Genomic DNA, 20,857 nt, shown 5'->3' with positions numbered 1-20,857 from the left:
GCGGGGGAAAGGGATGCACTATGACCAAAACCGCCGCTTCTATCGTGCTTGCGCTCTGGGGTAAGGGCGGTGCCGGCAAGACGTCGACCGCAATTGCCCTCGCAGGCCTGGCGGCGGCCGAGGGCCGCCGCACCGTTGTCCTCGACGCCGACCCGCAGCGTTCGGCCAGTGAATTTCATACCATGAGCAGGAACCCGACGTTCAACGTTCACAGCACGGAAGTGGGCGCGGTTGCCACGCTTCTGGGTAGGGCCAAATTACGCTATGACGCGGTGATCATCGACAATCCGCCTGCCCCCTATCGCGGCTCACACGCCATAGCCCAGGCCGCCGGAATTTCGATCGTTTGTGCAAGACCTTTCAGGTTTGATCTCACGTTGGCTCTCGAGTGGGTCGACTTCTTGAAACACGCCCACGCGAAGCCTCTCGTGGCACTCATCGCAGCGCCGCCATTGCGTCATGGTATGGCGCCCCCGACCATTCGTCTCGCACGCGAGCGCTTGAAGGCCGCCGGCGCCACTCCCTGGCGCCACCAGATCACGCATCGGCTGATCTATCCGGAGCTCATATTCCGCGGAATGACCGTCGCCGACCTGCCAATCGATGCGCCGGCCCGCTCCGACTACGCACGTCTGTGGTCGGCGATTTGCGAAAGGAACAACTAGTGTCTCCACTGAAACCTCCCCTGCGCGCAACGGCCAGCGCCGCCGACTTGGCTGACGAAGGTGAAGCACGCGTCCAGATCTGCTATCGGCTCTCTCGGGAGAAACGCGACATGCTGCACCGCCTTGCGCTCGACCGCCGCACCAACCTGCAGGGCCTTCTCGATGAAGCCCTGGGAGACCTCCTCGCGAAGCTGCAGGTCGATAATTAATTGAGATCGCGTGCTAGCTTGCTGTCTAGCCAGCATGCGATCACTCTTGCTCGCTCGATTGCCAGCATGACCGCAAACCGTGGGGCGAGCGAGAATGAAATCTGGCCGATATACCAGGGCCAGTCTTTGTCATAGCGATCGTCGTGCTTTGTTGACTGATGGCTTGCAAATGGTGGGCAGTCCGTCATAGGCCCGTACATCCAGTTTTGGGCTCTGATAGGTATCGTTGCCAAGGGCGTTCCAAAACCATCACATTCTACAAAGCAAAACCGTTTGTGACTTTCGTCATCTGGCCGGATCGTAGGATCACCATTGACCGGATGACTAGCCGTGACCCAACTCTACCTCACCCGCCGCCAGGTGGCCGAGCGCTACCCAATTTCGGAGCACACTTTGGCCAAGTTGGCGTCGACAGGGCGGGGGCCGCGTTACTACAAGCCCACTGACAAGGCGTTGTACCGACCCGAAGACATTGAGGCCTGGATCCACGCATCCGCGGTTACGCCGTTGGTAGAGACTTCACCCGGAAACAACCGTTCCCACCAAAATCGCGCGATTTCCAAGAACGCCAGGGTCGGTCGTGGAACTCAAAAACGGATGCCAACATTCTCCGACCCGCTACCCACCGGTCGCGGTCGAAAATCGCTTACGCCCTCACCAAAATCGGCCCTGCGCAAGGCGGAGTGATCGACCAGCATCACACCCTTGGCGATCATCATAAGTGGCCCAGACGCGGTTGACCGTATCCAGGCCAAGCACATTGGAAACGTCATACAGTGTCTTGAGGGGCACAAGGGGCACGTGGTCACCTTCGCACCATCACTGGCAAAGCACAAATTGACCCGCTAGATTTTCGGAGACCACGGCCTTTGCGGCGTCGGTTGTACCTCGAATTTCGCCAGCATGGCGCTGGTGGCTTTTGCTGTCGGGACCGCTTTCCAGCCGGACCGGCGACCGGCATAGGCCTTGCCCGCCGTATAGAGTGACTTGTGTCCGGCGACTGCCGCAATTTCCGCCGCCGACTTGCCGGCCGCCTTAAGATTGGCAATCGCCTGGTGGCGCGTCGTATAGAGGGCAAATGGCGCCAGCCCGACATGATGACACGCCCGCCGCAAGCGTGCGCCAAGGCGATCGATCAGTCTCTCCAGGTCGCCAGAACTTGCCCTCGCAAAATCCACGATCAACTGATCAAGGGAGGCCGCTTCGCCAGGCGCAATATCGACAAGGTCAAGTTCCCTGAACGCACACAGACCGCGTCCGTTAGTCGTTTTACGGGTGCGCACGACCAACAAATCCCCCTGCCGATCGGCATCGGAGTATTCAGACGGTCGCAGGCCAAGGAAAACGCCATGCTTGATCAGGCGGACGAGCAGCTTGTCGTCGGGCTTTCCGCGTGTCCACAAATATCGGCAGACCGTTCTAACCTCTGTCATAGAGACGCTCTTCCGCTTTTTTGCGGACGTCCGGGATTCGGCGCTTCTAGCCCGCGGACGCGGCCGATCCTTGAGAGCGTCACGATACGCGGCTTCCTGCTTCGGAAGGATAGCGCCAGTCGCCAATGCCTCATCGACTGCCACTGCCAGTGCCGCGTAATATTTGCGGATGCTGGCTGGCCGGTATTCGTTGTGCCGCCCGCCGAGATAGCTGATCGCTTCCAACAGCGTCGCAGGGCGACCAATCGCCTCCCCGGCACGACGCATCAGCATGTCAACGCGTTGCAGATATTCGATTGCGGTACTGTCCTGCCGGGTCACCAGATTTCCCAGGCCATCCACTCTATCCATCTGTGTTTACCCGTTACTCGACGGAAATTTGTCGCCCAATTTCTCGTTCAAGGTCTGGCAAGGAACAATCGCTGTTGGCCTTCTGGTGGAGCGGGTAACGTCTCTTGCGCGCGCGGTAACACTTTTCCCGCACCGCCTCTCGGCTCGGGAAAAGTGTTACCTGCCAGACTCGGCGGTCCGGCCATCAGGATTTCGGGTCGTTCCCAACCACACTGGCTTCGATCACACCCGGCATCGGCAAGGTGCGCTGTCCGTTAGCCTTCATCGCACGCAGGCGCGCAACACTCTGGTCGACCTTGGGATGGCGGTATCGGAGCAGCGATTTGATATCGACATGGCCGGAAAAATCCATGACCTGTTCACTCGTCCAGCCGGCATCGAAGCAGCGTGAAATAGCCTCGTGACGGAAGTCATGCCAACGCAGCGTCCCCACCGACATCAGGTCCTCCCGGCCCATGCTCCGGGCCCGGCGAGCGGCGCGTGCGCGGGCATATTCGAAGGCTTTCTTGAGGGCATTGCCGGAGATCTTGAAGATCTTGCCGCCCGCTGCGCGACCGGGCAGCGCCTCCAGGATTTGAACCGCGCGCTCTGACAACAGAATGTGGCGACCCCTGCCGTTCTTCGCGTCTGCCAACCACACCGTGCCGCCGCGCCGGTCATAGTCCTTCCACTCGATGCGCAACTGCTCGCTCCGGCGGCAGCCTGTCTCGAGCGCAAACTCGGCCGCCAAGGGCACAATTGGATTTTCGGCCATGACCAGTTCGGCAAACAGCAAGGCCTCCTCATCTTCGCTGATACGCCGGATCCGCTCATCAATAGCCGAGGGGGCTCGAACCCGCTCGAGCGGCGAGCGCCTCAGGTCGTATTGCCAGGTGGCCGCCTCAAAGATTGGCTTGAGCAGGCGGAGATCGCGTTTCACCGTGTTGGGTTTCACCTCCTCGAGGCGTTCGACGATCCAGTCTTCGAAGTGGTCTTCTGTCACGTCTGAAAGGGCGGTCGAGCAGAGGACCAAATTATTTCGGCGAAAGGCCCGGAGCCGGTAAAGCTCACTTTGCGCGCCCTTGACACGACGCTTGCCTGCTTCGAGCGACTTTACTGCACCGTCGATCACATCGCCGACCGTGTTGCGATGGCCAGCCAGCCGATCGACCTTGTGGCCGCGATCCTGATCGCCCAGCACCTGCCGAACAAAACGGCGCGCCTCGTCCAGGTCATCGAAACTGGTATTGTGCTGCGGGAAGCCTTTGCGCCGGATTTTGACCTGGTAGGAGGTCAGGCGGCCATCGGCGGAAATGCGTTCATAGATGTAATTTTCGCCGTCGAGTTTGATGGTCGGCATGTGTCGGTCTTTCGCTTGGTGGCGAAAAGGTCCTCGACACTCTGGCAAGGCACAAACCGATTCGATGAGATGCGTTGTCCCAAAACCTGTCCCAAACTTAATGTTTTACATCAAGTACTTAGGGGAAGTGATGGCGCACCCGACAAGATTCGAACTTGTGGCCTCTGCCTTCGGAGTGCAGAGGAAACGTGCCTGCTCGATTTGCCTGACGTCTGTGACGCTAGCATTTTCAGCGCTCTGCTGATAGATACCTCATCAACGTCAGCAACGTCTCTGTGGGAACATCTGTGGGAAAGCAGCCAACCTCCCTTATCGACACTCCATCGAAGCGAGCCAAACTGGCGCCCCGGCGCAACCCATACTGGCAAGGTATTGGCGGCGGGCGCGGCGGCGTAAGCCTCGGTTACAGAAGAAGTGTCGGCCCCGGCGTGTGGATCGGCAAGATTGTCTTCGATGGCAAGCGCACGGAAGAGCGCCTAGCCGCTGCCGATGATGACGGCGCCGAGGCCGGAGCCCTGCCCTTCCGATCGGCAGTGACGTCGGCTCTGGAATGGGCAAAGCGGAAGCACGCCGAGATCGAAGATGCCGCGGGCGCACGCCAAAGCAAGGTGCCCACCGTCGAATCCGCCATCAGCGAATATGTCATTTACCGCACCGGCCGATCGGCGCGAGAAGGTGCGAACGCCTCTGGTCGACTTCGCAAACACGTTCTTGCCGATCGCGTGTTCAGCGCGCGGCCGCTGGCGAAGTTGAGAGAACCGCATTTTGATGCTTGGCGCGACAAGCTGCCCATCGAGGGCACCAGCGCCGCCGACGAGGCCGAGACGCCGATCATCAGCCGGGCAACATTCAACCGCCTGGCGTCAGACTTGCGCGCTGCGTTGAACCGTGCGGCCGAACGCTATCGACGCGAATTGCCCGCACATGTCGTTGCCGAGATCAAAATCGGCACGAGAGCTTTGCCGCTGGGCGAGACGGCCCGCAAACAGATCCTGAGCGATGCCCAGGTGCTCGCCATTGTCAGGGCCGCGCAAGATCCCGAGATCGATCCCGAAGGTGACTTCGGCCGCATGATCGCCGTCCTGGCGACTGGTCCTCGGTTCAACCAGGCTGCGGGGCTTAACGTGGTCGACCTACAGATCGGTGCCAAGCGCCTGATGGTGCCCGGCGCGAAGAAAGGCCGGCGCGCTCGACCGAAGCCGCCGGCAGCGGTTCCACTCGACCAAACCATTATCGACTTGCTGGCGCCGGCCGCCGCAGGCCGCGACCCGGACGCGCCTTTGCTTGAGCGCTGGGGCTTCAAACGCGGCAAGGGAATCGGCTGGGAACGCGACAAGCGCGTTCGCTGGACTGACCCGAACCAACTCGACGAGATGTGGGCGGCGACGGTCAAAAAGGCCGGCGCGCCAGCAGGAGCGATCCCGTACAGCCTACGCCACAGTTCGATCGTGCGAAGTCTGCGCAAAAACATTCCAATTCGAATAGTCGCCTCTCTTCACGACACAAGTACGGAGATGATCGAAGCGCACTATGGCAGGTATATCACTGAGTTCACGGACGAAATTGCGCGTCTCGGAGTATTATCGTTGTAGTTTGTATGTCGCTTTGCAATACAGCGACATACAAAACAACCAAGGTCAAATCCGGACAACTTGTCCGTCAAGTGCCTGATTTCGCAGGATTATTTTTCATCTGACGTCCGACAACATGCTGGACGACCACGATCGTTCGATAGTACCCAATTAGTCAGAGGCGAACAAATGTGCGCCGATGATTTCAGGAGACTATCGAAATGTCCGATATTGTTGACTGGCCGAGCCGGAAGTACTTGACCGTGCCGGTTATGGCCCAAGTCCTCGATCGAAGCCCGGCCACCATCTACAGCGCTGCAAAGGAAGGGCTGATCAAGCTCTACAGTTTCCGAGGCCGCACCGTAGCAAAGACCGAGGACTTTCAACGCTTCGCCGACGCTCAACTGGAAGACTGGACGCCCTCACCAAAAACCAAGAACGCAACTGCCGCCCGATCAGGGCGAGCGAATGCCGCTTGGGAGGGTTGAGCGCTATGCCGGTAATCGACCGTGGCGACCACTACCACGTTTTCGGCCAGTCCACCGACCTCTGGGCTGTAGGCGACGCTCTCTACTTCCCAAATGGCGTCACCGAGGAATGGCAGATGCGGCCGGCCCTCGACACGGACTTGCCCCACCCGCATCTGCAGCATCGCCCTGGCGCCATGAAGCTGGTGCGCCGGTGGCCCAACGGCATCATGTACTACCAGTTGATCGTGGTTCCACCCACCAGACGGAAGCTGAGCGCATCGAATTGCGCGTGGGCGGTCAAACGCGAACTTCGCCGAAACGCTGACTTCCGCCGAATCGTGACCGAGCTCGACGCAGGACGAACCCCCGACTTCGCGGCATGACGGCGAGCCAAATCAAAATGGAGATGGACTAATGGGGAAGCTCTTGCCAGGTCATCTGCCTCTGGACGTGATCAGGGAGATTTTTGTCCCTGACTATGAGGCCGGCACGGTCGTCTACGCTGAGCGCCCCCGTTCTCAATTCGACTCGGATCGGGGCTTCAACAACTACAATTCGAATTGGGTTGGGCGGGAAGCCTTAACCGTTCAGGTTCGGGGACGGTGCTCGGGGCGTATCACGGTCAATGGCATTCGGTATGGGCTAAGTCGCGCTCGGGTGATTTGGGCGCTCTACCACGGCGAATGGCCGAAAGCCGAGGTCGGGCACCGCAATGGCATAGTGTCAGACGATCGGATCGTGAACCTTAGAGAACAGACCCGCTCCGACACCATGATCACGCGACGCGCTGTCAACAAAACGGGTGTCGTCGGTGTGTACCAACTGCCCAATGGCAGGTTCTATGCCTGCGTCAGAAATCGAGGTCAGTATTTCTACGTCGGAAGCTTCGATACCCTTGAACAGGCTCGGGCGGCCCGTGAAGAGGCGGCTCTGAAAATACAGGGTGAATTTGCCCGCGTCACCGCAGCGACCAATTGCGCGGGGGGGGCAAGATCGTGACCCACTGGCGAGCCACAAGCCGCAATCCTCATGAGAAGAGCACGGCGGCCTTCTTGATGGCCGGGCATGAACGGCTTGCCCATCAGGAGGGGCCCGCCTTACCGCTCTGGATTCCACCCCAGGACCTCGAGAGCGTCGAACCCTCGGCCAAGCGATATTGGGCGCTGCAGAACCCGGCGCTGCGCCAGGCCGAGAACGTTCGGCGCGCCACAGCGACCGCCATGGTCGACAAGATCGTACGCCCGGAGTTGGCAGGAAGTTATGATCATCCGCACGTCGAAGCCGTGATCAATCATCTCATGCAGTTGCAGCGGGTCGCCTTGAAGTCCTTCTACGACGTGATCGACGAGATGCCCTCCCCTCCTGGCATTCAGCCAGCGAATGCAATCATCTATTTCACAAAGTCTGCTCTGCGCGCTCAGCACGCCGGCAAGACCGAGAACGCTCTCGACGAGCTAACTGCAAAGCTCCTTTCCCGCGGCATCCCCGTCGGCGAAGCGAACAACTACGGCGTGAACAGAAACCACGTTCGACGGGCGGAAAAGGCGTTTCTCAACAGCCTCCTGCGCATTGTTAATCGCTTTGATGAGGCTCACCAGAACGCAGTCCTGAAAGCGCATTTTGGCTATTGGCGTGAACGGGTCGCGGTGCTCTTGGAAATAGAGGCGAAGGCGAGTGTGGTGCAGCGCTTTCGTGGCCTATCGGGCAAAGCGCTGGTCGACGCCATTGATAGACACCCAGGCATGTTGACCACCTATCTCCGGCATACTGGGGCCGAGGCGGCCTGATCATGGACGATCACCAGCAAGGTAGTTGCTCGTTTTTCACGCCGTCTGGCAACGTATATTCGCGCAACCTGCCAGAGCAACATGGCCACCAGAACTCGGAGATCGTCATGAGGCTAGTTCAGAAAGAAGACGACGCGCCGCTCACAGTGGCGCAGGCCGCGGCTGCGTTGGGGCGCTCAAGCACATGGGTTCGCGACCAGATGACAATGCGGCGCCTCGAAAAGCACCCTTCATCCACACCGCGCCGGGCAATGGTGACAGCAAGGAGTGTGGCCGTGGCGAAGCGGTCGCTGCAGGACGTTGGGGCCACACCACGGCCAAGTCTTCGACTCATCGTCGACAACACAAGAATTTCGAAATGAGGCGGCAGCCGCGGTTCGCCCCCGCACAGCAAAAAGGCCGAGCACCCCGGCAAGGGTGACCCGGCCTCGAAAAGGTCATTGCACGAAAATGAACGTACCAGAACTCTTCACGGAAGCCAAGGTTTCCGGGGCTTCCGCAGCGGCGGCAGAGGTCCAATACACTATTGCGACAAGCGACCGGCCAATCGCGAAAAGGTTCGCCGCAATCGCGGGAAAGCCGACAAAGCGCAGCAGCGACGCGCCACTTTCTTCAGGGCACGCGACAACCTCTTTTCTCATCGGCAACGCCGCCGAAATGGCCTCGCAATTGGCAGCCACGCTGGAGACGCTGGATGTCAATCAGGTGCTGATCTGCGCGCCGCCGCCGGAGGGGCAAGTGACTTGGCGGCTGGTCGTTGATGATAAGGTAGATGAGGTTGAGGGCTCGATCTCGCGCACCAAACGGTTCTTCCAGGCGCCCGAGGGTCCAGGACTTTGCCCCCTGGACTTCGACACAAAGGAATTTCCGAGCAGCATAAAGGCTCGGCTGGACTCGCTGCGTACTCCGCTAGAAGCGATCTTTCCAGCTTTCGCAGAGGCGGCCGACGTCTCGCGCCCCTCGATGTCCACCGGCATCAGACACAAAGGAACTGGTACTGAGACGCCGAAACAGGGTGGGCTTCATCGGTATTTCATCGCCAAGGACGGGCAGGATGTACCCCGATTTGCCCGCGTGGTACGCGATCGGCTGGTCCTCAACGGCTGGGGCTGGCCCCATGTGACCGCTGCCGGCCGCGTCTTGATCAAGACGATCATAGATTTCAACGCCACAACCGACCAGTCGAGAGTTTGGTACGAGGGCAAAGCGATCCTGGAGTCCGACGAGCTCGAATTTGTCCCGGACGCTCGCAAGGCCGTAGTTCGGGCTGGCGGCTTTCTTGACACAAGCCTGTTGCCAGACCTTTCGGACGCAGAGCGCGCCGAGCTTAACCGGATCGAATTTGAGCTTCGCGCTGAGAAGGCCGACGAGGCTGAACGGGTGAGGCTCGACCACAAGCAACGTATGCGCGGTCGTGTCCCTAACATCCAGCCATCTGGCTTCGCGGATTTCAACGAAGACCACAATCAGGCAGTGGAGAAGGACATATTGCAGGGCGACTTCCCCATCCTTCTGGACGATGGGCGGCTCGTCACGGCACGGGAGATCAGCCAGGCGCCTGGCCGGTATGCCGGCCAAACGTGCCCGGATCCGCTCGAGCCAGAATACGGGGCGGGGAGAAACGTGGCGATCATCCTCAACGGTGGAGGGGACACACGGATTGAGAGCCAAGCTCACGGCGGCCAGACTTTTCATATCCGCATGAAGGTCAGCGACTTCTTCGAGGAAATCGAGGAAGAGCCGGCCACGCAGTCTGCCGAGCGGGTCATCGTGCCAACCCCGTTCGTCTGGGAGGACCCTGCTACAATACCGCCTCGCGAATGGCTGTACGGGGGCCACTATCTGCGCAAGTTCATCAGCGCCACAGTCGCGCCCGGCAGCTTGGGCAAGTCGAGCCTAGTCCTCGTAGAGAACATGGCAATGGCAACGCAACGCGCCCTCTTGGGTGTGATGCCTCATGGTCGCTATAATTGCTGGTACTGGAACGGTGAGGACCCGTTCGACGAGATCAAGCGACGTGTCCACGCGGTGATGCTCTACTACGGCATTGAGCGAAGTGAGATCGAGGGCCGCTTCTTTTACGACAGCGGGCGAAGCACGCCGTTGACCATCGCCAGACAGACTAAGGACGGTGTCACCATTCACGAGCCCGACTTCAAGGCGATAAAGGCCGCCATTCGTGCACGCTCGATCTCGGTATTGTCGATCGACCCATTCGTCAGTTCGCACCGTGTCACTGAGAACGACAACGACGCCATGGCCATGGTTGCCCGCAGTTGGGCTCAGATAGCCGACGAGCTCAACATCAGCATAGAGCTAGTGCATCACGCCAGGAAGCTCGGCGGCAGGGAAGTGACGGCCGAAGACGCCCGCGGCGGTGGCGCCCTAGTAGACGCCGCGCGCGATGTCCGCACCTTGACCCGGCCAGCGAGCGACAAAGAACTCCGGTCGATCAGCCCCGACGGCGACAGGCGCAGCTTCTTCCGCTTCGGCGACGGCAAATCGAACCTCACCGCGCCGGCCGGAAAAGACACCAAGTGGATGACGCTCAAGAGCCAGCACCTTGGCAACGCCACCCCCAACTATCCAGCCGGTGACAGCATCGGCGTAGTCGCCGAGCACAAGCCCTTGGCTGTAGTAAGCTACACCAGCGACGATGACACCGCCGCAATTCTCGACGAGCTCCGTAGCGGCGACTATCGGGACGACCCCCGCTCACCGGACTGGTCAGGAAATGCAGTGGCAAAGGTTCTAGGTCTGGAGCCCAAAGACGAAGACGACAAAGCGGTGATCGTCGCTCGGCTTCGCGAACTCAAGGCTGCGCGCCTCATAACAACCGTCAGACGCCCAGATGCCAAAAGAGTGCACCGAACCTTTGTAAAGGTCTGCGAGCAGTGAAAACCGTGCACTATCAAGGGCTTAACATGATTGCTCCAGTCGCGTCTGACTGGAGCAGACTTTGCACCGCTCCAGTCAGCCTGTTTCGGCCTATAGTGCGCTACGCACTGGAGCGGCTGAAACCCCTGCAAATCTGGGCTTTGCTCCAGTGCTCCAGTCGCAAAACAACTGGAGCAAAACCAACTGTAGCAGCTCCAGTGCTCCAGTGCTCCAGTCCTCCCTTTAGGGGGACTGAGCAACTGGAGTGGGCGACTGGGGCAAATGGCCTAGAGGGGGCAAAGGGAGGACCAACGCAACAAAGGACAGAACGTCTGGGCGGTCTCCCAGGAACCAGACCTTATAGGGCCATCCCCCGTTTCTGCCTTTTCGAGCGACCGGCATGATCACTCCGCAGCAAAATCCACTGCTGGCCTGGTCAATGTCAGAGGAAGGACAAAACATCCTTCGCCAGCGCGCCCTGGAGAATATCGAGTTGATCCGAGCAATGCCCCGGTGCGGGGCGAAAGCGAAGTCGACGGGGTTGCCGTGCCAGCAACCAGGATCAGGGCGTGGCGGGCGTTGCCACTACCATGGTGGCGCGAGTACGGCCGGCGAGACTTGGGGGCTCCGGCAGTGGTCTGATAACCCTTCGCCAGTTGTCGCACGGCGGCAGGCCGCCAAGGCCAAGTGGGTGGAACGCGCGGAAGCGGAGCGCGAGGCCCGCTTGGCTGCCATGACACCAGACGAGCGTGCTCGGTATGGCAAATGGTTGAGCGCCAGGCGCCCCGGATCCAAGGACGATCGAGTGGGTACCAAATTGCTTTCGGCGATCGACGGCGCTGCGCCCCGGCAGTTGTCCGATCTAAGCGTCACTGAACTGCAGGCCATGATCGACGCGCTCCAAGCCGAGAAGCGCGCATGGGAATCCCATCATGCGATGGAACAACGACTAGGAGTTTTTGGATGACCAACGAAGAACGCGCCCAACGCCTGCTCGCACTCGATGAAAAAAGCCTGGTGGCCGCCGAGATCGCCATGGATCAGCTTATAAAGGGGCTGGAAGACCCGAAGACCCCGCATACGGCGCGGTCAAATTTGATAGTCACGGCGTTGCGTGCGAGTGGACGGCTGGACGTCAAGGCGGGTGGCGACAAGCCGTTGGAGCCTTGGGAGATGTCTGCCGACGAACTGCAGCGGAACATTGATCGATTGCGCCGGGAAACCCTGGAGAGGTCGCGGCCCAAAATCGAGGGCGCCGCTCGCAGGATCGAGACCCCCGCGCCCGGAACCAGCGCCTCCGTTTTTGACTAGGCTTTCTTCGCTGGCAAAAACGAGTAAGGTGCTCCTGCAAAAGCGCCGCGACCACCGACCCCCATTGGAGGGACCATGGACGTGCTTTCACTTTTGGTAGCAGCTATCGCCATTGCGGTTTCGCTCCAGGCAGCCCTGATCCTTGCTGCCGTTGCCTGTATGTTGTTCGCTGCAATCCCGGCAACAGTCGGCTGGCTCGTTGGTCTCCTAGCCACCCCCATTCTGCGGTCAGCAGCTAATCAGCAGGGACGACAACAGACGCGGCTGACCCGGTGATGAAGTCAGTGGACTGAGAGGCTGGCACTGGCGCGTGTTTCGCGTAGTGCCGTTCGGCAGTTGCGGCGCTGATGCCCAGCACTTGGCCGATCGTGTAAAATGACACGCCGTTTCGGGCCATGAGCGTAGCCGCCGATCGCCTGAACGCATGCGGTGAGATGCCAGTGGCCTTTGGTTTCTTACCCCGGACGATTTGTTGGTCCGAAAATCCTGCCTTGATCGCCGCGACCTGCAAGCTACGCCAAAGACCCGAATTCGCGTTTCCCAATACCAGGTAGTTTTGTCGTTCTGAGTGAGCCCGCTCGAGCACCATGCGCAGGTTGCGCGACATCGGCACTGAAGCGCGACGCTTGTGTGTGCGGACTTGGCCTGGGATGTCCAAATGGACGACGCCGATTTCGAAGTCGACCTGGCCCCACGTTAGGTCGAGCAAAGCTTGTCGACGCCCGCCGGTTTCGATGCTCAGCCATAGAAATATTTCAAGTTTCGATAGCCGAGCGCCCCGGCGCATTGTGCGCGCCGCGTCAAGCAGGCTCTGGAACTCCGATAGCGTTACCCATCGCTCCCGCGGCGGGCTGGCCTTGGGCAACTCGAAAATCGGCAACATGGATCGGGGGAAAAGCTGTGCGTGGGGGCCGGAGGCGTACCGAAGAGCTGCGCGGAGGTACGAAAGCTCTCTCCTGGCGCTGGAAGGCTTACTAGGCCGGCCAATAGCCCCTTTGACCCGCGCGGCGACATACCGGTTCACCATTATCTGGTCGATCTCGCGAACGCTGACTTGACCGAAATGGCGTTCAAGGTTGTTCCAGCACCAGTCCGCTTGCTGCTTTGCGGCAAGATTTGGCTCGACGTGCTGCCATCGATATGTGTCCCAAGCAGCCGCAACGCATAAATCGACAGTGTCCCCGCCTAATTCGCTTAATAGTCCTGTCAGGTAGTTTATGGCTGTCTGTTTGCCCACGAAAGAATGACCCTCCTAAGTCGCCCCTCCGCAAAATGACAGATATCTATAAACAAGACTGGTATATATTCTGTAGTATTGTTCGTGTATCATTTGTAACAACTGGCACCATACAAATGATACAGCGAATTATGCTTGACGTATGCGCTTTAATCTCTTTAACTGATCTTAGGCCTGCAAAGCCTTTTGATGCCACAGAGTGACGATGCTTCATTTCTTTCCAGATGTCCGGGGTCCGTGTGCGAATGTCCAAGCCGCAAGGCTAAAGGCATGCGGGGCCGTCGCTGTGGCCGGCTTTGCAACCCCGGATAAGGACACTCGCCTGCAAAGCGAGTTCGGAGCCACAGACAATGAACAACGTTATCGACCTGGCCGCCGTGCGCGCGGCTCGCAGAGCATCTGCCTGCACCTTCACGATCTTCGGCGACCTGAGAAGACCGCTGCCGTCTGACATTGTTAGTGTCGGCGTTCTCGGCGATTTCGAAACCGCCGCCGATATGTTCCAGCACATAGCCGAGGCGCGCCGCGCCTCCGGCAACGAGATAAAGGCGCTTCCCGCGGAACTGGCCGAAGAACCCGACGGGCGGTATTGGGCAGAAGGCTATGTGACCTATGCCAGCGCACTTGCCCTCCGAGACCTTTGCAAGACCCTCGGCTTTGCGATCCAGGCAGCTTGATTAAATGGGGCGCTTCGGCGCCCCTTTTCGCGTCCTGACGTCCCACATAATCGTTGTTTTTGGCGGTTTGCGCTCAACATGCGCCCAACCGCCACGCTTAAACCCTTGGGCGCAATGGCAAAGCCACTGTATTACTAATCTAGTACGCGCCTTTTTCGACGCACTTTTGGTTCTGATCACTTCCGCAAGGCCGAGGCAATGAAGAGGCCTCTCAGCGGGCCTGGGCCGCCGAAGAGGAAGAGCGGGAACGGTGGGGCGGCGCAACCCCGCCACCCGCCCCCCGGATACTCCGAAACGCATCAAATGGGTGCGTGGGCCACCCCAAAACAAATTTGCAGTTCTCCCAACTTTTGGGGACATGTTGTCAGATCAGGCTCACAGCCCAATTTGCGCGTTTTGTCGTCGAAACTTTCCTGTTTTTTCGAGCAGCGGGCCCCTCTAATTTTGCTTGTGTACCAAGTCGTCAACAGATGCGAAGCGATGTACATCGGCAAGGAAGAGCAAGACGCCATTCACTCACCATCCTCCAATGGAGCGATGGGGCGAGACGACATGATTGGCTTTCTCGCGCATGAGTTGCAGCACGCCGGGCCGGACCAAGACAACATTGCCTTTCGTCTCGATAACGCGCTGGCCCTGCTTGAGCGAAACGCCCTTGGCAGGACAGCGCAGCAACTCAACACTGACGAGTATCGAGTGCTATCTTCCGCCCTTTCAACGGCAAGTGCGCGCGCCTATGCAAACCCGCCGGCCGGGCTTTCCAATGCGCAGGTCATGAGCGGGCTGCTGCTCGTTTCGCAGCTTTTGATTTTCTGGGCGCTGCCCGACGAGACCCGGGCCGCATCATCAACGATGGCCGGGCGCCTTCGCGATTTAGCCCGAGTGCTGCGCAACCACATGCACAACGCCAACCTGTTGAATCGGGTCCAGGAAGGCTTGGCCGCCGATATGATGACCGACGCGCCGCCTGTGAAGTCGCGCGGCCTGCCGGTGGATTCGACAGCGGCGATGAAGCTCTTTATCCGATCCATGACAGCGCCGGGGCACGTCGATGCAGCATAGCCCCGAAGTCCTGGACAGTTTGGCGTTTTCTGCTCGTGATCGGCAGGAAAATCGTCTATTCTCAAATCTCCACGCATTCCGCGGCATTCGTGAAGCCGCAATCACCGCCGCCCATTTGGTGGCAACGCAAACAGAATTGACCCCGAGTAGCGGCGTATAGCCCTCCAAGGTCTTCAAAGCGGCCCTCATGCGACGAGGGTATGGTGCGTGAATGTGGGGCGGTGGCGGAAACACCAATAACTACACCCAGCAGATCCGAGACGATGAAGCTGCACGCCAGGAGCGAGTTCGCACCGGCACCAAGCGCATCGAGGACATGTTTGGCGACCAGTTCGATGACGCCTTCTACGACAAGCAGGCGCAGAGCTATCTGGACTTTGCCAATCCGCAATTGGATGACCAGTTCAAGAACGCCGCCAAGCAGTTGACCTACTCACTGGATCGTCGTGGCGCGCTCGACAGCACATCGCGCTCGAGCCTCGAGGCCGACTTGGGCAAGAGAAAGGCCCTTCTGAGCACCGAGATCAAGGACAAGGCCAACCAGTTCAAGACCGACGCCATGGCCGGTGTTGAGGGCGCGCGGTCGGACCTGATCAACACACTCAACGCCACGGGCGATGTCGACGCCACTGTCAACAGCGCCAACGCCCGCGCCAAGGTTCTCTCCCAGCCAGTGGCCTACAGCCCCATCGCGCAGGCATTTTCCGACTTCACTACCGCCCTTGGCCAGCAGGCCGCAGCCGAAAAGGCCTTTGCTTACGGTGCGGGCCCACGCCCGGCGGTTTCCACCGGCCTCTTTGGCTCGCGCCCCGGCGCGGTCGTGAACACGTAGGAGGGTTGAGGATTGTGCACCCCCTTAATTGTCGCTGGCCTCGCCCTCACCGCCGGCAGCATGGTGGCCAATTCGGTCGCTCAGAGTCAGATCGACACAGCCCGAAATGACGTGCTCCACGCTGAGCTTTCCCGGCAGCAGGGCTATGACGCACAGATCAACGACCTGAACACGCAATCCCAGGACCGCTTTGTCGATTGGGAAGGCCAGCAGGACGCGCGGGCCGATGACCTGGCCAGCATGTTCGCCTCATCGGTTGATGACCCGAACATGTCGGCAATGCTGCCCACGTCGGCCAGCAATATCGTCAACAATGAAACTGCGAAGCGGAAAGCCGACGCCCAGGAGTTCGTCGATCAGCAGTCCGGCGCCCTTGCGAACATGCGGTCCTTCGGCGATCTGCTGGGCGAGACCTCACTGCTGCAGGGCCGCGATACGGCGAAGGTCGGGCAATTAGGCGGCTTCAAGATCGGCTCGCAGGGTCTGGTCCCATACGAACTCGATGAAGCCAATCGAGCCGGCGACGGTGCAAAATTCTTTGGCGATCTGCTGCGTCTCGGCGGCACGGTTGCGACCGGCGCCGGCATCGGCGGCGGCTCTATTGCGAGCATGTTCGGTCAGGGATCCACGGGCTTCGTTCCTGGCCTGACCGGGCCGTCCCTCGGTCTACCCGCCAACCTTTATTACGGGGTCTGACTATGACCATTCAGTCCAGCGGCGCATATAACAACCCAGCGCTCGGTCAGGCAGCACAGAACATCGCTGCGATGTTTGCGCCGCCGAGCGCTGGCGAACTCGCCGCCTATAGCACGGCCCGCGCCAACAATCAGAAGTCGAACATCGTCGCGCAACTGGCGGCCGATCCGAAATACCAAGGCTTCGACCACCAGGCCATCTTGGCCGATCTGTTCGACCCGACCCAGTCTTTCACGCGCGTTCAGATGGATGATGCCACCAACCGGCGCGGTCAGGACATCACGGCGGCCACATCACGGGCCAACAACGCCGACACCAACCGCACGACCCTGATCAGCAACATGTTCGACACGCTTGATCAGGGTCAGATTCGTCCCGCACTGCCCGGCGACATTGCCTCAGCGTTTGCGCTTCCGGAGCTGCCCCAAGTTGTAGGCGCGCCCAAGCCGCTCACTCAGGATCAGGTGCTCGGCGGTCAGACCCAGCGACTGATCGACGACGGTCAGCTCACTGATGCGAACCTAATTAGTACGGTTATGGGGGACGTGCCCGTCGAGAACATTGTCGGCCCCAATGGGCGACCGATGACCGTTCCACGCGATCAGGCGCATGGCGCCGAGCCCTACTTCAACCCCGGCGCCGAAGCCAAGCCGACAAATGGCGTTGCCGTGCTGCGGGATGGCTCACGCGTTCCAGCGGTTCAAGATCGTGACGGGCGCTGGAGACATGCTCAGACGGGCGAAGAATTGCCCTCCGACATCCAGATTTTCGCGACTCCGCAAGCGCAGGGCACCGCAGAAGAAATCGGGATGGTCTCTAAGCCCACCGGGTCGCAGATCGAACAGCAGCTTTTGGATATTGCGGTGGCCAAAGACACCGCGGTCGCCCTTCGAGACAAGATTGCGGAATCTCCCGCCTCGCAGGGCGCTGTCGGTTGGCTTCGTGGTACCGCACAGAACTTCATTCAAACCGGCGGCGAGCTCGGCCAGTACTTCGGTGGCGACGTTGAGGCGATCCAAGAGCGCATTAGCAGCGGCCTTGAGGATCAGAACCTGGCAGGCGCCTTCGACACCAACATTCCTGCGATCGAGCTTCTCGCGAACTTGCTGGCCTTCCAGTACGCCAAAACCACGACGGGCGAGCGGCTATCCAATGAGATGCTGCAGACAACCCGCGCGGCTCTTGGCCTCGATGGCTTGACGGCAAACCAAGCGAGTTCCCTTGCGCGACTTGATCAGGCGATCGCCCAGATCGAGAGCCAGGAGCGAATCCTTCGGGAGGCTCGGACAGATGGCGTTGATGCAATCGGTGGCGCCCGTCCGGCCCCATCCTCCGGCAACGTCCTGCCAACGCCCCAGACACAAGCTGATTTCGACGCATTGCCGCCGGGGGCGCTCTACATCGATCCCGACGACGGAAAGCAGTATAGGAAACCCTGATGGCCCCGCGCTTCAACGGCATCCCCGTCAGCACAGGCAATCGTTTCGGCGGCGTCCCTGTCCAGCAGGAGCCCGGCGCGTACGACGAATCCCTGGCCCGCGCGAGCGAGATGAGCCAAGTGTTCAATCGCGAGCCGGAAGCCGCCGAGCCGTCCTTCATGGACAATGTGCTCGGCGCGCTTGGCTATGCCGGCAAGACGGCCCAGATCGGCGCCGACCGCTTCGGCGAGGGTATGGCGAACGTGGCGGGGCTTCCTGTAGATGCCGCAAACCTTGCTATTGAGGGCATCTTCCGCGGAACTGACGCCGTGCTACCTGGTGATCAGTCCTGGCTCAAGACCAGCAGCAACCCGCTCGGCGGTAGCGAGAGCCTGAACCATATCCGTACCGGTGCGGGCCTAGTGGACTACAAAGCCCCCGAGGCGGAAGACTGGTTTCAGGCTATCTTTGGTCGAGTTGGGGAAGAACTTGGTGCTTCGGCGCTGCCGATCACGGGCCTGGCCGCTGCGGGCGGGCGTATCGGGGCGAAAGCAGCGCGCGATAGCTCCAACTGGTTCGTCCAGAATTTGGTTGCCCCCGCCGCAGCTTCGCCCAGCAAATTCATCGGCTCAGAAGCCGCGGGCGCGACCGCTGCCGGCATGGGTGCAGGCATCGCCAACATGTTCGCAGATCGAAATACAACGGGCGGCCAAGTCGCCGACATGTTGGGTGCCCTTGGTGGCGCTGGTCTCTACGGTGTTGGAGCCACCTTGAGCCGGGGTTTAGGTCAGGCGTTCAACGCCATTCGCCAGAACCCGAACTACATCGATCAGACCGTAAAGGACGCGGTAGTTGACCGACTCGGTACAGCCGCCGGTCTAGATGGGACCGACCGCCCGATCGACACAGACGAGCTCGTCGAACTGATCACGCGCGGCGGAACTCAGCGCCCATCCGACGTTATTCCAGGGTTCCAGGAGAGCGTCGCTGATGTCACCGCCAATCCTGGGCTCGCGGCATTTGAGTATGGCCGGCAGTCTGGCCCCAACGCTGGCATGTTCACCACACGCCGCAGCGCCAATAACGAAGCGGTTGACCAGGTCATGGAATTGCTTGCGCCCGAGCAGACGCCGGGCGCGTTCCGCTCCGAGCTTGAGGCCCAGCGTGACCTTCGTCTTGCCGCCGCTGCCGATCAGGTCAGCAGCGCGGAGAGCCAGTTCAACCAGATCATCCAGAACCTGCAGCCCCGCATGTTGGCCGAGGAACGCGGCGCAACGATCCGCTCCGGGCTCGAGAACGCCAACCGCAGCGCCCGTGAGCTTGAGAGCATGGCTTGGGAAGGGCTCGATGGCACTGTCGACCCCGGCCCGCTGGCCGATACTCTCGACAGCACGCGCGGTAATCTCACAACCGCCCGGCAGCAGGCCGTTTCTGATCTCAACCAGACCGTCGACATTCCGCGCAGCCTCGCCGGCACAGCCGACGAGCCCGTCACGGAAGTGCAGGTCCGCGAACTGATCGACATGCGCTCCAAGCTATTGGATGAGCAGCGCATCGCCCTGTCCGGCCAGCAGCCGGATCGGAACCGCGCCAATGCCATCGGCAGCCTGATCGACGACATCAATGCATATATGGACAGTGACGCGATCGACCCGGCCCTGCGTGCTCAGTTCGACGACGCCCGCACCGTGTCGCGCGACGTCAATGAGCAGTTCAACCGATCGAATGACCCGATCACCCAGACCCTGGCGCGAAGTGAGGGCCGCCCGGACCTGCCCGACAGCGCCGTTGGCCCGCGCTTCGTCCAGCCCGACAACAAGCAGGCGTCCAATATCGACCGGCTGTTGGCCACCACCGATCTGACCTCGCATGGCGGCTCGGTGCGCGAAGCCGTGAAGGATGAAATTCTGGCTGGTATTCGGCGTAATGGTGTAACGCCAGCCGGGCTTGAACACCATCTGAGCCAGTTCACCCGCGCCTTCGACCAGTTCCCCGATCTTCGGGATGAAATCGAAGGCGCGGTGCAGGCTGGGCGCGGCCTCGAGGATGCCAATGCAGCCGAGTCGGCGCTGGTGCGTGATCTTGGTTCGGCGGATAACGCCCAGGCTGGCAAGGGTACCGTCGGGCGGTATCTGCAATATTCCGACGCCAACTCCGAGCGCGCCATCTCCGAGGTCTTGAGCGCCAAGGATCCGGCAGCGGCCGCTGACGAGCTTCTGTCCTTTATCGGCGACAACCCCAGCGCCGTAGAGGGCGCTCGTGCGGCCTTCTGGCAGAAACTGCAGAGCGAAAGCCGAAGTGCCGAGAGGTCAGTTGGCGGGGAAAGAGTATGGCGCGGCGACTGGCTCAAGTCGTTTCTGGACAAGCCTGCGACGGCGGCTGTGGCCGAACGGCTCTACCGCGACAACCCTGAGCATCTGGCCAACATCCGCGACATCGCGAACGTCCTCGACAACACCGATCTACGGGTTCGGGCCCGTGCGCCGGCTTCGTCTGGCACGGCGCAAAGTGTCAATCCCGTGCTCACACCCGAGACACTGCAAAGCCGCTTCTACGCCTATATGCGGGGTCAGGTCAGCGGCACCTATTTGGCCACGTCCATCGCTGCGGTTGTGGCCCGCCGAGCGGTTCGCAACGCTCAGTCGGACGCTATTGAACGGCTGACCGATAAGGCGCTGCTCAATCCGGAGTTCGCCGCCGAACTGCTCAAGGAGAACAACCCGGCAAACCGCGCCGCGTTGGCGAGGAAAGCTCGTACATGGCTGGGCAATGAAGCGTCCACTTTCGTAAATCTGCTCGACCAGACCGACGAGGAAGACGGGCCGAATATCGAGGACAGGCGCGAACCGTTGCGCATCGTGGTTGAGGCCGACGAGGACAACATCATCGACGCGGTAGCAAGGTAGAGCGATGGCAGAAGAT

General features: G+C 60.4%; 19 protein-coding genes and 1 tRNA gene. 16 read left to right on the top strand and 4 right to left on the bottom strand.

Going from position 1 to position 20,857, the window contains the following annotated elements; all coding sequences use genetic code 11:
* The first annotated feature begins 20 nt into the window (after positions 1–20).
* Both GO014_RS02525 and GO014_RS02520 read left to right on the top strand, forming a co-directional pair.
* On the top strand, positions 21–665 hold the full coding sequence (locus GO014_RS02525) for a nucleotide-binding protein (protein WP_157288995.1): 645 nt from the start codon (positions 21–23) through the stop codon (positions 663–665).
* Positions 665–874: a hypothetical protein gene (locus GO014_RS02520; protein ID WP_157288994.1), complete on the top strand. Its 210-nt coding sequence runs from the start codon at positions 665–667 to the stop codon at positions 872–874. The genes GO014_RS02525 and GO014_RS02520 overlap by 1 nt, the downstream gene beginning before the upstream one ends.
* An 845-nt stretch (positions 875–1,719) precedes the next feature.
* On the opposite strand, the gene GO014_RS02515 is transcribed toward GO014_RS02520, so the two are convergent.
* The 3 genes from GO014_RS02515 to GO014_RS02505 form a co-directional block, all read right to left on the bottom strand.
* Positions 1,720–2,532: a site-specific integrase gene (locus tag GO014_RS02515; protein ID WP_157288993.1), complete on the bottom strand. Its 813-nt coding sequence runs from the start codon at positions 2,530–2,532 to the stop codon at positions 1,720–1,722.
* A 310-nt stretch (positions 2,533–2,842) separates the two neighbouring features.
* Positions 2,843–3,997 carry a tyrosine-type recombinase/integrase gene (locus GO014_RS02510; protein ID WP_157288992.1) on the bottom strand — a complete coding sequence of 385 codons (1,155 nt, stop codon included), beginning with the start codon at positions 3,995–3,997 and terminating at the stop codon, positions 2,843–2,845.
* A gap of 131 nt (positions 3,998–4,128) precedes the next feature.
* Positions 4,129–4,202: transfer RNA gene (locus tag GO014_RS02505), tRNA-Arg, on the bottom strand.
* 223 nt (positions 4,203–4,425) lie between these two features.
* Between GO014_RS02505 and GO014_RS02500 the strand changes: the two genes are divergently transcribed.
* From GO014_RS02500 to GO014_RS02465, 8 genes are all read left to right on the top strand, one after another.
* A complete protein-coding gene (locus GO014_RS02500) occupies positions 4,426–5,589 on the top strand; it encodes an integrase (RefSeq protein ID WP_343030718.1) in 1,164 nt (387 codons plus the stop codon).
* 200 nt (positions 5,590–5,789) lie between these two features.
* Positions 5,790–6,056: a MerR family transcriptional regulator gene (locus tag GO014_RS02495; RefSeq protein ID WP_157288991.1), complete on the top strand. Its 267-nt coding sequence runs from the start codon at positions 5,790–5,792 to the stop codon at positions 6,054–6,056.
* Between the two features lie 5 nt (positions 6,057–6,061).
* A complete protein-coding gene (locus GO014_RS02490; protein WP_157288990.1) occupies positions 6,062–6,421 on the top strand; it encodes a hypothetical protein in 360 nt (119 codons plus the stop codon).
* Positions 6,422–6,452: 31 nt separating this feature from the next.
* Positions 6,453–7,037 carry an HNH endonuclease gene (locus GO014_RS02485; protein ID WP_157288989.1) on the top strand — a complete coding sequence of 195 codons (585 nt, stop codon included), beginning with the start codon at positions 6,453–6,455 and terminating at the stop codon, positions 7,035–7,037.
* Positions 7,034–7,825, top strand: a complete 792-nt coding sequence (locus GO014_RS02480; protein ID WP_157288988.1) for a hypothetical protein — start codon at positions 7,034–7,036, stop codon at positions 7,823–7,825. The genes GO014_RS02485 and GO014_RS02480 overlap by 4 nt, the downstream gene beginning before the upstream one ends.
* Positions 7,826–8,275: 450 nt before the next feature.
* Entirely contained in the window at positions 8,276–10,723 is a 2,448-nt protein-coding gene (locus GO014_RS02475) for an AAA family ATPase (protein ID WP_157288987.1), read from the top strand.
* 379 nt (positions 10,724–11,102) lie between these two features.
* Positions 11,103–11,669: a hypothetical protein gene (locus GO014_RS02470; RefSeq protein ID WP_157288986.1), complete on the top strand. Its 567-nt coding sequence runs from the start codon at positions 11,103–11,105 to the stop codon at positions 11,667–11,669.
* Positions 11,666–12,013, top strand: coding sequence for a hypothetical protein (locus tag GO014_RS02465; RefSeq protein WP_157288985.1), 348 nt, complete (start codon positions 11,666–11,668; stop codon positions 12,011–12,013). The genes GO014_RS02470 and GO014_RS02465 overlap by 4 nt, the downstream gene beginning before the upstream one ends.
* A gap of 235 nt (positions 12,014–12,248) precedes the next feature.
* Here the strand turns inward: GO014_RS02465 and GO014_RS19475 are convergent, their stop codons facing one another.
* Complete coding sequence (locus GO014_RS19475) at positions 12,249–13,250, bottom strand: tyrosine-type recombinase/integrase (RefSeq protein WP_157288984.1); 1,002 nt, start codon at positions 13,248–13,250, stop codon at positions 12,249–12,251.
* 350 nt (positions 13,251–13,600) lie between these two features.
* On the opposite strand from GO014_RS19475, the gene GO014_RS02455 reads away from it, so the two are divergent.
* The 6 genes from GO014_RS02455 (at position 13,601) to GO014_RS02430 (ending at position 20,841) form a co-directional block, all read left to right on the top strand.
* The gene (locus GO014_RS02455) at positions 13,601–13,927 is read left to right on the top strand and encodes a hypothetical protein (RefSeq protein ID WP_157288983.1); all 327 of its coding nucleotides are present in this window, start codon (positions 13,601–13,603) and stop codon (positions 13,925–13,927) included.
* 480 nt (positions 13,928–14,407) lie between these two features.
* On the top strand, positions 14,408–14,989 hold the full coding sequence (locus GO014_RS02450; protein WP_157288982.1) for a hypothetical protein: 582 nt from the start codon (positions 14,408–14,410) through the stop codon (positions 14,987–14,989).
* A 211-nt stretch (positions 14,990–15,200) separates the two neighbouring features.
* Entirely contained in the window at positions 15,201–15,821 is a 621-nt protein-coding gene (locus tag GO014_RS02445) for a hypothetical protein (RefSeq protein ID WP_157288981.1), read from the top strand.
* 12 nt (positions 15,822–15,833) lie between these two features.
* Entirely contained in the window at positions 15,834–16,517 is a 684-nt protein-coding gene (locus tag GO014_RS02440) for a hypothetical protein (RefSeq protein ID WP_157288980.1), read from the top strand.
* A gap of 2 nt (positions 16,518–16,519) precedes the next feature.
* Entirely contained in the window at positions 16,520–17,956 is a 1,437-nt protein-coding gene (locus GO014_RS02435; protein ID WP_157288979.1) for a hypothetical protein, read from the top strand.
* Positions 17,956–20,841, top strand: a complete 2,886-nt coding sequence (locus GO014_RS02430) for a hypothetical protein (protein ID WP_157288978.1) — start codon at positions 17,956–17,958, stop codon at positions 20,839–20,841. Before GO014_RS02435 ends, GO014_RS02430 begins: the two co-directional genes overlap by 1 nt.
* Positions 20,842–20,857: the final 16 nt, after the last annotated feature.

This window comes from Devosia marina (assembly GCF_009758415.1).
Lineage (GTDB): Bacteria > Pseudomonadota > Alphaproteobacteria > Rhizobiales > Devosiaceae > Devosia > Devosia marina.
Note: the sequence above shows the minus strand (reverse complement) of the source record. Positions and strands in the feature narration are given on the sequence as shown.